This window comes from Sphaerimonospora sp. CA-214678 (assembly GCF_050942215.1).
GTDB lineage: Bacteria > Actinomycetota > Actinomycetes > Streptosporangiales > Streptosporangiaceae > Sphaerimonospora.
In genome coordinates, this window is sequence record NZ_CP192056.1 from 273,163 (window position 1) to 287,476 (window position 14,314).

Annotated in this window: 15 protein-coding genes and 1 riboswitch; of the genes, 4 read left to right on the forward strand and 11 right to left on the reverse strand. The window is 67.7% G+C overall.

From position 1 onward, the window contains the following. Nucleotides 1-2: 2 nt before the first annotated feature. Nucleotides 3-788: a response regulator transcription factor gene (locus tag ACQP1K_RS01220; RefSeq protein ID WP_433499012.1), complete on the reverse strand. Its 786-nt coding sequence runs from the start codon at nucleotides 786-788 to the stop codon at nucleotides 3-5. A 269-nt stretch (nucleotides 789-1,057) separates the two neighbouring features. Here ACQP1K_RS01220 and ACQP1K_RS01225 point away from each other — a divergent pair, with 269 nt between their 5' ends. From ACQP1K_RS01225 to ACQP1K_RS01235, 3 genes are all read left to right on the forward strand, one after another. Then, nucleotides 1,058-1,225, forward strand: coding sequence for a hypothetical protein (locus ACQP1K_RS01225; protein WP_162842205.1), 168 nt, complete (start codon nucleotides 1,058-1,060; stop codon nucleotides 1,223-1,225). A gap of 10 nt (nucleotides 1,226-1,235) precedes the next feature. Then, nucleotides 1,236-1,586 (forward strand): DUF6412 domain-containing protein, encoded by a 351-nt coding sequence (locus ACQP1K_RS01230; RefSeq protein ID WP_433499013.1) that lies wholly within the window; start codon nucleotides 1,236-1,238, stop codon nucleotides 1,584-1,586. 130 nt (nucleotides 1,587-1,716) lie between these two features. Next, nucleotides 1,717-2,403, forward strand: a complete 687-nt coding sequence (locus tag ACQP1K_RS01235) for a YidC/Oxa1 family membrane protein insertase (protein WP_433499014.1) — start codon at nucleotides 1,717-1,719, stop codon at nucleotides 2,401-2,403. Here the strand turns inward: ACQP1K_RS01235 and ACQP1K_RS01240 are convergent. Beyond that, the gene (locus ACQP1K_RS01240; RefSeq protein WP_433499015.1) at nucleotides 2,400-2,852 is read right to left on the reverse strand and encodes an ATP-binding protein; all 453 of its coding nucleotides are present in this window, start codon (nucleotides 2,850-2,852) and stop codon (nucleotides 2,400-2,402) included. The two genes, ACQP1K_RS01235 and ACQP1K_RS01240, sit on opposite strands and share 4 nt — an antisense overlap. A 365-nt stretch (nucleotides 2,853-3,217) precedes the next feature. Continuing rightward, nucleotides 3,218-5,134, reverse strand: coding sequence for a PAS domain-containing protein (locus ACQP1K_RS01245; protein ID WP_433499016.1), 1,917 nt, complete (start codon nucleotides 5,132-5,134; stop codon nucleotides 3,218-3,220). Between the two features lie 104 nt (nucleotides 5,135-5,238). On the opposite strand from ACQP1K_RS01245, the gene ACQP1K_RS01250 reads away from it, so the two are divergent. Then, nucleotides 5,239-5,820, forward strand: a complete 582-nt coding sequence (locus ACQP1K_RS01250; protein ID WP_433499017.1) for a methylated-DNA--[protein]-cysteine S-methyltransferase — start codon at nucleotides 5,239-5,241, stop codon at nucleotides 5,818-5,820. A 6-nt stretch (nucleotides 5,821-5,826) separates the two neighbouring features. On the opposite strand, the gene ACQP1K_RS01255 is transcribed toward ACQP1K_RS01250, so the two are convergent. The 8 genes from ACQP1K_RS01255 to ACQP1K_RS01290 form a co-directional block, all read right to left on the reverse strand. Beyond that, nucleotides 5,827-7,389: a glycosyltransferase family 39 protein gene (locus ACQP1K_RS01255; protein ID WP_433499018.1), complete on the reverse strand. Its 1,563-nt coding sequence runs from the start codon at nucleotides 7,387-7,389 to the stop codon at nucleotides 5,827-5,829. Continuing rightward, complete coding sequence (locus ACQP1K_RS01260) at nucleotides 7,386-8,615, reverse strand: acyltransferase family protein (protein WP_433499019.1); 1,230 nt, start codon at nucleotides 8,613-8,615, stop codon at nucleotides 7,386-7,388. The genes ACQP1K_RS01255 and ACQP1K_RS01260 overlap by 4 nt, the downstream gene beginning before the upstream one ends. Before the next feature lie 275 nt (nucleotides 8,616-8,890). Continuing rightward, nucleotides 8,891-9,106, reverse strand: a complete 216-nt coding sequence (locus ACQP1K_RS01265) for a hypothetical protein (RefSeq protein ID WP_433499020.1) — start codon at nucleotides 9,104-9,106, stop codon at nucleotides 8,891-8,893. 10 nt (nucleotides 9,107-9,116) lie between these two features. Beyond that, complete coding sequence (locus tag ACQP1K_RS01270; protein ID WP_433499021.1) at nucleotides 9,117-10,535, reverse strand: purine-cytosine permease family protein; 1,419 nt, start codon at nucleotides 10,533-10,535, stop codon at nucleotides 9,117-9,119. Continuing rightward, a riboswitch (TPP riboswitch) is annotated at nucleotides 10,526-10,649 on the reverse strand. Its footprint overlaps the gene before it by 10 nt. Nucleotides 10,650-10,976: 327 nt before the next feature. Then, nucleotides 10,977-11,300 (reverse strand): rhodanese-like domain-containing protein, encoded by a 324-nt coding sequence (locus tag ACQP1K_RS01275; protein WP_433499022.1) that lies wholly within the window; start codon nucleotides 11,298-11,300, stop codon nucleotides 10,977-10,979. Between the two features lie 111 nt (nucleotides 11,301-11,411). Next, nucleotides 11,412-12,284, reverse strand: coding sequence for an Fpg/Nei family DNA glycosylase (locus ACQP1K_RS01280; protein WP_433499023.1), 873 nt, complete (start codon nucleotides 12,282-12,284; stop codon nucleotides 11,412-11,414). Nucleotides 12,285-12,312: 28 nt separating this feature from the next. Further along, complete coding sequence (locus tag ACQP1K_RS01285; RefSeq protein WP_433499024.1) at nucleotides 12,313-12,921, reverse strand: TenA family protein; 609 nt, start codon at nucleotides 12,919-12,921, stop codon at nucleotides 12,313-12,315. Between the two features lie 54 nt (nucleotides 12,922-12,975). Next, nucleotides 12,976-14,244 carry an LCP family protein gene (locus ACQP1K_RS01290; RefSeq protein WP_433499025.1) on the reverse strand — a complete coding sequence of 423 codons (1,269 nt, stop codon included), beginning with the start codon at nucleotides 14,242-14,244 and terminating at the stop codon, nucleotides 12,976-12,978. Between the last annotated feature and the right edge of the window lie 70 nt (nucleotides 14,245-14,314).

Genomic DNA, 14,314 nt, shown 5'->3' on the forward strand with positions numbered 1-14,314 from the left:
TGTCACGGTAACGGCTCATAGCGGTAGCCGACGCCCCAGACCGTGACGATCCGCTTGGGATCGGTCGGATTCGGTTCGATCTTCTCGCGGAGCCTGCGCACGTGGACGGTCACGGTCGAGGAGTCGCCGAAGGACCATCCCCACACCCGGTTGAGCAGCTCGGCCCGGCTGAACGCCTGACGCGGGTTGCGCAGCAGGTAGACGAGCAGATCGAACTCCCGCGCCGTCAGCGTGATCTCCCTGTCGGCCAGCCACGCCTGGCGGGTCCCCGGCTCCACGATCAGCTCGCCGTCGCGCAGCGCGGTCGTCCCGGCGGGGGTGGGGGCATGGGACGCGGACGCCAGAGCGCCGCGGGCACCCTGGCCTGATCGGGTGGTCCGGGCGGGCCGGCGGTCATCGGCGGCTGCGGAGCCGCCGCGGGCCCGGCGGAGCACGGACTGGACACGGAGCGCGAGCTCGCGGGGGCTGAACGGCTTGGTGATGTAGTCGTCGGCACCCGTCTCGAGATCGGCGACGCGGTCGATCTCCTGCCCGAGCGTGGTGATCATGATGACGGGAACCGGCAGCTGCTCGCGGACCCTCCGGCAGACCTGGAGGCCGTCCAGTCCGGATAGCACCAGATCGAGGATGATCAGGTCGGGAGGGTCGGCGCTGGCCCGGTCGAGCGCCTCGACGCCGTCGTCCACGCATTCCACCTCATGACCCTCGCGTTCGAGGTAGCGGGCCACGACCTCGGCGACGGCGGGGTCGCTCTCGGCGACCAGGACGCGGGAGGCGCGTTTCTGCATCAGTCGTTTCCCATCAGCCGGTTCCCGCGGGCGATTCTCCGCAACGCACATCCCTACGTTAAGTCTGGTCGAGCTGTTTCCGTCGGCTATCGGGGGCTCCAGGTATGACTGACCTGATATCCACGTCTGTCATACCGAGAAGGCATGATTCACGTGAAACCTAGACATGATGTCTTGACTTGGGGTTACCGTCTGGAGCCCGGTACGGCGACCGGCCGACGCGCGCGATCAACCTCGCACTTGTCGGTGTCACCACGTACCTTGTGGCTATGGCCCGTATCGCGCTGACCGTCCTGGGAATCATCCTCGCCCTCTGGCTGGTGTTCGGATTCATCATCCCCGCGTTGTTCGCGACGCTGAAGTTCCTGCTCATCCTCGCGATCGTCGCGTTCTTCGTCGTGGCGGCGATCACCGTGGTCGGGAAGCTCTCCCGATAAACCGACGAAGGTGATCCCCGCCCGGGCCCTCCCCGGCCCGTTCGTCTGGCTCCTGGCCGGGCTGGTCGTACTGCCCGGCCGGTTCGACGTGTCCGCCGGCCTGGGCCTCGGCCTCGGGTTCGGTCCGGCCGGATCCGGCGCCCATGAGCTCGGCGTGCTCGCCGCCTTCGGTCTGGCCGGTGTGATCGTCATGGCGGTGGCGCGGATGCTCGCCCTGCCGGTGGGCCTGCCCGGCCTCCATGACGCGCCCTCCGGCGGCCGCTCGCGGCCCGCCTGGAGGCCGTTCGTCAGGTTCCGCGACCCGGACACCCCGGGCCGCCCCCGTCCCCGTGCTCCATCGGAAAGCCTCGCGCTCGTCTGATCACCGGACCGGGCTCCCGTAGCGGTCCCGGCCGATCACGAGCGCCTTCGTCATTTCTCTGCCCAGGTCCCGGTCATGACCTGGTCATGCTCCGATCACGTCTCGATCGCCTCCGACGAAAGGCTTTCCGATGTTCGATTTCGTGCTCTCTCCCGCCTACGGGCTGCTCCACGCGCTCAGCGACCTCACCGGGCCGGTGTCCGCGATAGTCCTGTTCACGCTGGCCGTACGACTGATGCTGCTCCCGTCGAGCATCCGGGCCGCCCGGGCGCAGCGGATCCGTCTACGGCTCGCGCCGCAGGTAGAACGGTTGCGCGAGCGGTGGCAGCGTGACCCGCTGCGGCTGCACGCGGAGGTCGGCGCTCTCTACGCCGCGGAGGGGACCTCGCTGTTCGCGGGCTTCCTGCCGATGCTGGCGCAGGCGCCGTTCTTCGCCGTGACCTATCGGCTGTTCACCTCGGCCGTCATCGCCGGCCATCCCAACCTGCTGCTGGCGCAGGGTCTGCTCGGCGTGCCGCTGGGGGAGCACCTGAGCGCGGTGCTGGCGGCCTCCGGGCCGTTCAGTGTTGCGGCGGCGGTCTTCCTCGGGCTGTTCGTACTGCTCGCGGTCGTGGCGTGGGCGGCCTCGCGTGCCGCCGCTCAGCGGGTCGGACCTACGGCGCCGATGCGGCGGCTCCAGATCCTGCTACCGTTCTGCACGGTGCTCGTGGCGATGCTGCTCCCGCTGGCCGCCGGCGTCTATCTGCTGGTGAGCAGCGCCTGGACCACGGCCGAGCGCATCCTGCTCCATCCCCGGACCACCTCGGTGGCGGTTTAGCCCACCTCGCGGAGGGCGGGAGTGCCGGTTGCCCGGTTGTTGCCGTTTCGGCTGGCCCAGGAGGCGGTCAGGACGGCCCAGACCGTGGTCGTTTCCGCATCGTGGCGGACCCCCCAGCGTTCCGCGAGGTATTCGACGATGCCGAGCCCCCGGCCGCCCAGCGACGACAGCGTGGGGCGACCGGCCCGCGGCTCCGTGGCGGCGCCGCCGTCGCTGACCGCCACCTCTATCTGGCTCTCCGAGCAGTGCCAGGCGGCCCTGAGCTGACCGGACGGCAGGGGATGCGCGTGTCGCAGGGCGTTGCTCAGCAGTTCACTCATCACCAGGACCACGTCATCGACCACTCCGGCGCATACCCCCGTGGCCAGCAGCTCGGTACTGAGGCGCTGACGTGCGACGGCGACGCTCGACGGTGCGTACGGCAGTAGCACGACGCTCGTCGCACTCACCTCCCCGATTCAGTCCCGCAGAAGACCGTCCCTTGGGGAGAGAGACCGTCTCCTGAGGAGAACAACAGCCCCAGTACGACCGAAATGCCCCGTTGGATCGACGGGGAAACCGTGCTCCGATCACAGCTTGTGCATATTGGACAATAGATCAGCTCATGCCAGGTAAGCCTGTTACCCCTGCGGGGTGTCGGATGAGGTATCGGTTTCGGCCTCCTCCCCACGCCTGAATGGGGGGAGTCCAACCGCACGAGTCGGGGCTCCTGCTTCACGGGCGACAGCACCCGGGGGACCCGGGACGTCCGACGTCGCGGCGAGACCAGCCGCCAGGATGGTGGCCTTTCGGACCGTTTTCCTCCCCCCCGGGGCTAAAGTCCGGGGTCTCCAGCCTTGAGGAGCTCAGGTGAGCGGTCGGGGCGGGCCCGGTTGAGAACGACCCGCATGCGGGTGCCTCCTCCGGGCCTGGGCAGGGCGGTGACGTCGCCACCCTGGGCCCTGGCGAGGCTGCGCACGATGTGAAGGCCGAGGCCGACACCGCCGAACCTGCGCCGGTTGCCGCTGTCGGCCTGGACGAACCGGTCGAAGATCCGCTCCCGGTCTCCGGGTGCGATGCCGATCCCCTCGTCGTCGACGACGAGGACGACCAAGTCGTCCTCCGGCCATGCCCCCACCCGGATCAGCCCGCCGCCGGGGGAGTACTTGAACGCGTTCTCCAACAGCTGGCCGAGCAGGATGTCGGTCGCCAGCGGGTCGCCGTACACGGACGGCAGGCCGGGCGGGATGTCCACCTCGACCCGGTGCCGGTCGGACAGCACCGGCAGTCCAAGGGTCGCCGCGCGGACCCGATCGGCCAGGTCGAAGATCTCCGCCTTGACCTTGAGCTCGTCGGCGCCGGCCCGCGCCCCGAGCAGCAGGTGATCGATGAGCTGCCCGAGTGCCCGCGACCGCTCCGCGATGGTCCGTACGGCGGAACGCCGCTCGTCGTCGGACAGATGATCCCAGCGGGCGTCGAGCGTACTGGCGAACCCGCGCACGATCGTGATGGGAGTGCGCAGTTCGTGGCTGGTGGTGGCGAGGAACAGGTCCTTGGCCTCCTCCAGCTCCTTCGCCCGGGTCACGTCACGGAAGTCCACGACGATCTCCCCGGTCTCGGGGATCTCCGCGCACAGCACGTCGAGCCACCGGCTGGAGGGAAGCTGGAAGGTGAGCTTGGCTCCCGGCTCGGGCAGCGCGAAGGGCGGTGGGCCGCCGATCGCCTCCTCGGCGGCGACGTCGGTCAGCTCGGTCGCCGCCGGGTTCCACCTGACGACCCGTCCCTTCCCGTCCAGTACGGCTATGCCGTCGGCGCTGGCGTCGAACACCGCGCGTTCGTGGGCGCGCTGCCGTACCGCCTCCTGGTAGGCCATGGCGTTGCCGACCGCGATGCCGGCGTGGCCCGCGAGCAGTTCGAGGAGCTCCAGCTCCAGGTGGCCCGCCTTGCGCTTGGAGAACAGGGCGTAGAGCGCTCCGTAGGGACGTCCGCCGACGACCGCCAGCCCCACGGCGATCGTGTGCAGGCCGGGAAGCCGAGCCCAGATCAGGTCGCCGAATCCCTCCGGGCCGGTCTCCAGCAGCACGGTCTTGCCGGTGCGCAGCAGTTTGTCCACAAGACTGGTGTGCAGGTCGGCGGTGACTCCGCGCAGCGCCTCGGGCAGTCGGTGGACGCCGACCAGGCGCAGGCGATCACCCTCGATCGACACGAAACCGCCTGCGTCGGCACCGGTGAGGTCGGTGAGGCTGGCGGCGATGCGGTCGAGCACGACGGGAAGGTCGAGTGCGGCGTTGATGTCCCCGACCACGTCGGTCAGCCGTCGTACCAGCAACGCGCGCCTGACGGCCCTGCCCTGGGCCGCGTCGTCGTCCTCGGCCGAGTGGTAGACGCTGACGTAGCCGAGCAGCGCCCCGCCCTCAGAGCGCAGCGCGCTCGTGTCCACCCGCAGGTCGAGGAGCGCGCCGTCCCGGTGGAAGCGCTTGGTGCGCAAGGACACCCGGCCCCGGGCGTCCGAGGCCGTTCGCACCCGTTCGAGCACGGCGTTGTGCTCGGCCATCAGCTCGTCCGGCACGATCGGCGGGCGGCGGCCGACGATCTCCTCGGCCGGCCAGCCGAAGAGCCGCTCGGCCGCGGCGTTCCAGCTCAGCACGGACAGGTCCCGGTCGAGGGCGACGATCGCGTCGGGGGAGCCGGCGACGACGGCGCGCGCGATGCCGTCCTCGTCCCACGCATCCTTGGCCTTGAAGTCACCCACGTCACCATCGTGCCCCCTTTCACCTTTTGATCTTGGGCTTTTCCGGCAGCTTGAGATGGCTCCGATACCCTGCTGCCCACGGAGTGAGAGAAAGCGGGGCGCCAATGTCCACAGAGGACCTCGAGGCCCTGTTGCGCGTGACCGCGCCGGGATACGTCGGCGAGTCGCCCCCCGAGGTGGCCTTCGGGCATGTGGACGCCCCGATCGGACGGCTGACCCTGGCGGTGACCGGCCGCGGCGTGGCGACCTGCAGCTATGACGACGAGCACGCGGTCTTCGAGCGAATCTCCCGCGCGATCGGCTCGTTCATCGGGCCGGATCCACGTCGGCTCGACCCCGTGCGCCGGGAGCTGGACGCCTATTTCGCCGGTCGGCTGCGTACGTTCTCCACGCCGGTCGATCTCCAGCTCGTCACCGGTTTCTCGCGGACGGTGGTGCGGATGATGCTCGCCGTGCCGTACGGACAAGTCACGACATATCAGGAGATCGCGCAGCGGATCGGGCGACCGCAGGCGCTGCGCGCGGTGGCCAACGCGCTGAACGGCAACCCGGTGTGCGTCATCGTCCCCTGCCATCGCGCCGTCGAGTCGCCGAGTTCCCCGGGCTCGCCGGGATCCGGCTATGCCGGCGGCCCGGCGGCCAAGGAACACCTGCTCCGCCTCGAGGGTGCCCTTTCTAGCCTGTAGGGGCTATCAGAGATGACCCGGAGACCCCTCCCCTGTCAACCTTCGGTTGTCGGATCGACGATCGCTTGTCGAATGTCCTGTTCTGACATAGAGGGTGAGGGTGAGGCTGCGCACTCGCCATCGCCCGTCTTGGCGGAAGCTTTTCTCTAGTGCGTCTATCTTGGCGTGATTGAGCGCGTCCAGGGTGGGGCCCCGCCAGAGCTGTTCGCCTTCCAGTAGCCATACTCGGGTCAGGGTGGCGTCAGTTAGCCGGCGGCGGATCTCCTGTGGGGTAGCCTCGATGCCGCCTAAGTTTCCCGCGCTCGCCGGTGACACGTTCAGGGTCACATCCCGGAGTTGTTGAAAAGCGTCCGGGTATGCCTCGGCGACAGCCCGCCGGTTGGTGGGTAGGTAGACGATTGCATCGCCGGGCGACGCATGGCTGCTGATGATTCGGGCCGCTTCGCGCAACTGGTCGGGCTCGGTCGACTGTCGACGCTGAGCCATGTGTGAGGGGGCAGCCAACGCGCCATACAGGACGAGCGGGATCAGCCATGTGGTGCCTGGCACGCGGGTGACTCCAACTGAGGCGAGCAGGGCGAGCGCCGGCAGGCTCATACTCACGTAGCGGGCGGAATAGAGCGGGTAGAGCTGTGAAATCAACAGCAGGGTCGTGGGCGGCACGAGAAGCCAGGGTGCCGCCAGCGACCAGACCATGGGCGTGCGCTGCATGTACTTTCCGGCGTTCTTGCTGGTGAGGATAGCGCCCGCGGATATAGCCGCGGCCATGAAGAAGATCAGCGCTCGCGAGCCCGCGAAAACTGTGAGCAGCGCAGACACATCGTTCCATCTTGGAGGTCTGAGCCAGCTCACCTGATTTCGCTGTGTCATGGCGACGCCGATCAGCGGGAGCAGGACGGTGGCCACTGCAGTCACGGTGATGAACCAGGGCCGTAGGCGCGTGCGCCCGCCTCTGAGGAGGGTGAGCGTGACCAGATGGGCGATGACCACCAGCAGGGCGAACAGGTGGATCATGCCCAGCAGTACGAGAGAGCCGCCGTAGATGAGGTGGGACCGTCGGCTCGGCCGCTCAATGGTTCCGAGGAAGAAGATCGTGGCCAGCACTGTCAACATCGTCGCGATCGCGTACGGCCGGGCCTCGTGGGCGAACCGGCTGGCGAACGGCGCGCCAGCGTACAGCAGTCCGGCCGCTAGCCCCGCCTTCGGCATCATCAGGCGATTGGCGAGATGGGCGGTGGCCGCCGCTGTAGCCGCAGTCGCCAGAATAGATGGAAACCGTAACGTGAGTTCTCCGGTGCCCAACGTGTCGGCGATGGGATGAAGCAGCAGGTAGTAGGTTCCATACACTGCGTCCAGGTTTGCCAGAAATCGGAAGATATCCGGGATCGTCCGACGTATCACCCCGACTGTCACAGCCTCGTCTCGCCAGAATGACAGGCCAGGCTGCCACAGGCCGAGCAGGAGGGCCAGAAAAGCGGGCGGCAGGACCACCAGTGCACACGTTCTGGTGGTGGGCGCATCGCCCATTTTGGGTGCCCGGCTCTTAGACACCGACTGTGTCAGGATCACCGTGAGGCCGCCCGTTGAGTGATCTCCCGGCCTTTTTGCTGCATTGGCTTCTCAACGTACCGGTAGGTCACCCAGCAGATCGGCAGTAGGACCAGGAGGAATACGATGAGCGGAATCGGATTGTCGTATTCCCGCCAGCGGCCGACCGTCGCATCGGACACTTTCAGCACCAGAGGGTGGAGCAGGTAGACCGAGAAACTCGTGAGCCCCAGCAGCGAAAGCCATTTCGGCGTCCTGCGACGCAGTACCACCATGCCGAAGCCGAATGCGACTGCGGCGGACAGCATCGAGATCGTCCACGAGATGGGTCCACCCTCGGTTTCGTCTGGATGCAGCCATCCCTGAGTGACCACGATTAGGAGCACACTTCCGGCCGTCAGCGCGGCCGTTTGCCAGTGCACCTGTCCATGTTCAGCTCTGTACAGGACGGTGCCGGTGAACATGACGGCCAAGATGGACAGCCCGAACCACGGAGACAGCCTGCCGTTCAGGGTTACCAGCATCAGGGCGAGTACGGCTCCCGCGAGTAGTGCGGTCCTTCGCAGCTTCGGGCCGGTGAAATATGCGGATCCGATCGCGAAGGCCATGATCAGCGTTGTCACGGCAACGACGGCGGGAGCGCCGATCGTCCCGGTGAAGAACGTGACCGGGCTCAGGAAACTGAGCAGCAGTCCAGCGGTGATGAGGGAGGCCGCGGTGCCTACAGAACGGCGATGCCAACGGATTGTGAACAGTCCTGCGACCAGGAGATAGAACGCCATTTCATACGAAAGTGTCCACAGCACATTGATTGCGTTGGGAACGGTCAACAGATCCTGCATCATGGTCACATGGGACAGAGTTGCCGTAACCGGATCAAACCGATGTAATTCACCCCGTAATTGACTGATGCCGGTCACGGCCAGCACAACCAATACGGCAACCCCAACGGTCCAGAGCGGGTAGATCCGGAATATCCTGCTGGTCCAAAACCGTGATACGTCGCCGTGCCGTTCTAAGGATGCGGGGATGATGTATCCGCTGATCAGGAAGAACACCATGACGCCCCAGAATCCTGGGTTGAACCACTGTAACAGCGCTTCTCGCGCGTGCGGTGTGTAGACGAAGGTGGCATGGTGGACGGCCACCGCGACCGCCGCCACCCCACGTAAGCCGTCCAGCCAGCCAAGACGAGATGATTTTTCGTGAACGCCATGGTGGTCGGATAGCGGAACAGGAAGATTCATTAGTTAAGTGCCAATAGTTGATGGGTGTGTCAATCGTTGATTGACTATATATGACTCCTGGGCATCTCCATGGTACAGCTAGTTGGATTGTTCCACGCCGCTTATATTGGGATCCGTGGATCACTGGAAGTAGGTGGCGGCCGCACTTCGTCATGCGAATGGATGCTTGGTCACGTGAATTCTGACCGGCTTCAAGCGGCCGAGTCTACTCCGCTGACTCAAGCTGCCGTGCCAAAATGCGGCCGCCCTGTACTAGTTAACTAGAACTAGTAGCTCTACCTGGTTTCACCGCTCATCGCGATGGCGCCGATGCCGACCGGGCATTCAGCCTTGTTGTACTGGTAGCGCCAGTAGGGGCTGCTGTTGTAGGTCTTACCGTTGTTGCGCTTGACGGTTACGCGCACATCGACATTCTGTGAGCCGCAGTTGATGTGCGCCCGGCCCCGGTCGGTGTAGTCCATCCAGGCGGCGCAGCCAGGCGGGATGGCCATGATGCCGGCGTCAGCGCTGGATGCGACGGCAGCGTCGGACGGCGGTAGGGGATCGGGGGTGGCTGTGGATACGGACCGCGCGGCGGCGGGTGAGCGGGTGGAGGAGCAGCGTCACCAGGGCGGCGGCGAGGAAAGCGGCGAGCGTGGCGCTCATCCACGGCTGGTGGACGAACCCGATGGCCTCGCGCACCCCCACCCAGGCGCGGTCCCACCAGCTCATCTCCTCGGGGGGCGCGGTGACGATCCAGAAGGCGAAGAACCCGAGGATCCACGGAACGATCATCGACCAGCGGGCGGGCGCGTCTCCGGCGGTGTTCCAGCGCGAGGCGCCCCTGAGGAGGAAGTAGTCGATCACGAGGACCGCGAACATCGGGACGAAGACCGCGCCGATCACGCTGAGGAACGCGCCGTAGGAGTTCACGTCGGCGAGCAGCGCGATCCCGGTCGTGAACACCCCGATCACGACCGAGACCACCCGCCGGTCCCAGCGTGGCGCGAGGTTCTGGATGGACATCGTGGTGGAGTAGACGTTCGCGAACGACTGATCCACCTCGCGCAGCACGAGGATGCCGAAGAACAGCCCGCCGAGCGGCGCGGCCACGAACGGGTCCCAGACCCTGTCCACGTCGTTTCCGACCAGCGCGAGTGCGGCGATGCCCAGGGCGAGGCAGGCGACCTGCGCGATGGTATAGCCGCCGACCACCCCGGTGAACGCCGCGCCGCTCGACCTGGAGTGCCGGGCGATGTCTGCGGCCATCGGCACCCAGGAGACCGACAGCGCGATCACGTAGTCGACGGCCGGTGCGAACGCCTCCCAGGAGCCGCCGTCCGCGAGCGTCGGCCCCTTGGCCACCAGCGCGACCGCCAGCCAGATCATGGAGATCACGACGCCGACCGTGACGTAGCGGCGCAGCAGCCGCAGCGCGCCCAGCGGGCGGATCGTGAGCGCGATCGTGACCACCCCCGCCACGATCACCCACACGCTGTACGGCACGGCCGTACCGAAGATGGCTTGTGCGCCGATGGCGATGACCCACAGCTCGAAGGCGCCCCAGCCGAGCATCTGCACGATGTTGAGCACGGTCGGGATGTACGACAGCCGTGCGCCGAAGAGCCCACGGAGCAGCACCATCGCCGGCTTGCCCGTCCGGGTGCCGGGGATCGCGGCCAGCCCGACCATGACCGTCCCGATCAGGCTGCCGACGACGGCGGCGAGCAGCGCCGCCGTGAGCGTCACCGGCTTGCCGCCGAGCGGGTCGAGCAGGAACAGCGCCCCGGAGAAGCCGAGAAGGCTCACACCGAGGTTCGCCCAGAACGCCCCCTGGTCGAGCAGCCCCAGCGTCTTGGGGGCCTCTTCGTCGAGGGTCAGGGGGACCTCGGACCGCTCGGGGCCGACGACACCATCGGGTTCGACACGGGCGGACGTCATCGCACGCTCCCTACGCCGGCATTATCCGGACAGGTTCAGGCGGTCGGCGGCACGCCTCGTCATGAGGAGCCGCCCTCTCAGCCCGGTCACGCCCGAGCTCCCGCGGTCATTCAGCTATCAACCCGGCATTATGGCATCCCTTCACCCCAACTTGAACATCCTCCCCCCACCCTGGCCGTGATCTTGCGAATACTCGCAGGCTCGCACGCCTGCCTGCCCTTTCCCCTTTCGTGATCTTGCAGAAACTCGCATCCATGACGGCCCACCTGCGCAAACACAGTTGGTGATCTTGCAGTGCAGACGGCGGTGCAAGATCACCAAGCGTGTAATCGCAGGTGGGCCGTACCCGCTGCGAGAAAGTGCAAGATCACGGAGGGGGTTTTGGCAGGTCGGAGGGTACGGTTGCGAGCATTCGCAAGATCACGGCCCGGGGGAGGGGGGTCAGGCGACGTAGGGGGGTGTGCCGGTCTCGCTGACCATGGGGCGGCCGGCCGTCGCCCAGGACTGCATGCCGCCGTCCACGTTGATCGCCTTCCTGCCGATGTGGTTGAGCCACATGGCGGCCTGGGCGGACCGGCCGCCCACGCGGCAGATCACATAGACCGTGCCGTCCTGGGGAACCTCGTCGGCCCGGGCCTGAAGATGGCCCAGGGGGATGTGGACGGCATGCGGCGCGTGCCCCGCCTGCCACTCGTCGATCTCGCGAACGTCCAGCAGATATGCGTTCTCGGGTACGGCATCAGCCGCGATTTCCGGCACCATCATGCGCTCATTCTCGCCGGTCTCAGGAGACGTCCGGACGATGCGGCGCCGGCTTGTTCCCACTGTTCTCGCCCCGAGCGGGTCGTCCACAGCCTGTGGACGGGTGGCCGCCGCCTACTTGAGCAGCCGCGACAGGCGGCGGTCCGCGAGGGGCTTGCCTCCGGTCTGGCAGGTCGGGCAGTACTGCAACGACGAGTCGGCGAACGACACCTCACGGATCGTGTCGCCGCAGACCGGGCACGCCTGGCCCGTACGGCCGTGCACACGCAGGCCCGACTTCTTCTCGGACTTGAGATCCTTGGCCGCCAGGCCCCTGGCCCGGCCGACCGCGTCGCGGAGGGTCGTCACGATGGCCGTGTGCAGGTCCGCCACCTGGTCGTCGGTGAGCGTCGCCGCGATCTTGAACGGCGACATCCGCGCCACGTGCAGCACCTCGTCCGAGTACGCGTTGCCGATGCCGGCGATCACCTTCTGGTCGCGCAGCAGCCCTTTGATCTGGGTACGGCTCCCGCCGACGATCGAGGCGAGCGTCTCGACGGTGAAGTCGTCGGCCAGCGGATCGGGGCCGAGGCTCGCTATCCCCGGCACCTCATCCGGATTTCGCACCACATGGACGGCCAGCCGTTTCTGGGTGCCCGCCTCGGTGAGCTCGAATCCCGGGGCCCGGCCGTCCTCGCCGGGCGTGAGCCGTATCCGCACCGCGAGCGCCTTCGGGCGCGCCGGTCTCGCGCCCGTGAGGTCGTCGCGCCAGCGCAGCCAGCCTCCCCGGGCGAGATGTGTGACGAGGTGCAGTCCGTCGCAGTCGAGGTCGAGGAACTTGCCGTGGCGGCCCGCCCCGGTGACGGTCAGGCCGCCCAGCGCCGTGACGGGCGGGTCGACGGTCTTCAGCGCCTGGAACGCCACCACGTCCACACCCGCGACGGCGTGTCCGACGGCATGCTCGCGCAGGAACTCGGCAAGGGCCTCGACCTCGGGCAGCTCCGGCATGTGTCCACGGTAACCCGAGGGGGTCCGCCTACACGGGAACGTCCCAGAAGGCGAGTTCGTGGTTCATGGCCTCGATGAACAGCTCCTTGGTCCGCTCCGGCTCGGGTTCGATCTCGTCGATCATCTCCGCGATGCGTACGGCCAGTGCCGCGAAGCCGGGGTCGGCGTAGGTGTCCACCCACCGCTTGTAGCGCGGCTCGGCGGGCGGGTTCTCGGCGAGGATCCGGCCGAGGGTGGAATATCCCCAGGCGCAGGGATAGAGCGCGGCCAGGCCCTCGGCGTAGTTCGCCGCCGACTCCAGCAGGAACGACGTGTAGGCGGCGCAGGCCGGCCCCTTCTTCGCGCCTTCGAGGTCCGCGCCGAACTCGGCGGACAGCGAGCGGTGCAGGTCGAGCTCGTCGTGCCAGGTCGAGTACGCGAGGTCGACCAGGTCGCCGAGGTGGCCGTCCGGAGCCTGCCAGGCCAGCCGGGAGAACACCCGCACGTAGTCGAGCAGGTACAGATAGTCCTGTTCCAGCCAGGACCGGAACACCGGCTCCGGCAGATCACCGGACGCGATGCCTCGTACGGTCGGATGGGCGAGCTGGGCGTCGAGCATCGGCCGCCCAATGGCATGAAGTTCCGCAGAGATCCCCATGGGCCTCATTGTGACCCATAGCGTTGAGATCCCGACATTCCGCTACGGCGGACGTCACTTGGTGATGACGTCCTCGGGGATGGGCTTGTCCTCGGCGAGCGCGTCGAACAGGCGAAGCGCCTTCTCTCTGTCCCACCTCACCACCGCGGCGCCGTTGATCGTCGGCAGCGACCCGATGGGGACCGCCGTGGTGACCGGGCCCTCCCGCATGGCCAGGCCGACAGACAGCAGGTCGAACAGGCCGGTGCCGGAGTCGACCTCGACCGAGTCGGCCGCGCTCAGCCCGAGCGGCACCGAGGTGAACGGATTCAGCAGCGTGCCGGGGGACGCGGCCTTCTGCACCACGGCGGAGAAGAACTGGCGCTGCCGCTGGGTGCGGTCGAAGTCGGGGATGGCGCCCGTCGCCCGCGTCCGGACGTAGCCGAGCGCGGTGCCGCCGTCCATGTCCTGGCAGCCCTTCTTCAGGTTGATGCCGGCCTTCGGGTCCTTGATGTTCTGCTTCACGCAGATGTTGACCCCGCCGATGGCGTCGACGATGCCGACGAAGCCACCGAAGCCGATCTCCATGTAGTGGTCGATCCGGATGCCGGTGACCCGTTCGACGGTCCTCGTCAGCAGCTTCGGCCCGCCGAAGGCGTACGCCGCGTTGAGCTTGTCGCTGCCGTGACCCTCGATGGGGACGTACGAGTCGCGGGGCAGGCTGACCAGGGTCGGCCGGCCGCTCTCCGGGATGTGGAGCAGCATCATCGTGTCGGTCCGCTTGCCGACCGCTTTGCCGGTGGCGAGCTTCCTGCGCTGCGCCTTCGTCAGACCCGCCCGGCTGTCGGAGCCGACCAGCAGCCAGTCCTGCCCGGGGGTCTCGGCGGGCCGCCCGTCGTAGTCGGTGAGCGCCTCGGTGTGATTGAGCCTGCCGCCGATCCAGAAGTACAGGCCGACGGCGGCGATGATCAGAAGGACGAGCAGGGCGGCCACGATCCTGAAGACGATCTTCCCGGTCGGCCGGCGCCGTCCGCCGCCACGCGCACGCTGGTCGTCACGGCCGCCATCGTCACCCCGGCCGCCACCGCCGCCGAGTGGCCGTACCCGCGCCTGGCCGGACCGCGGCTTGCCGTACACCTTGGAACTGATTCTCGGGACCGTGTCGTCCCGGCGCTCCTGGCGGTCGTGACGGGAATCACCCGGTGGTTGCGGCGGGGGAAAGGCCGAACGCGCGGGGGGCGGCTGCCAGGCGGGCGGCCGACCGGCCGCTGCGGGCGGAGGCGGCCCCGGCTGCCGCCGGATCGCCCGCGTCGCCTCGTCGTCCTCGGCCAATGTGACTCCCACGCTCGCGCCCGAACGGCGTCGTGCCGCCCGCCCCCGGCTTTGTCCTGCCTTTACGGTAACGCCATCGTCC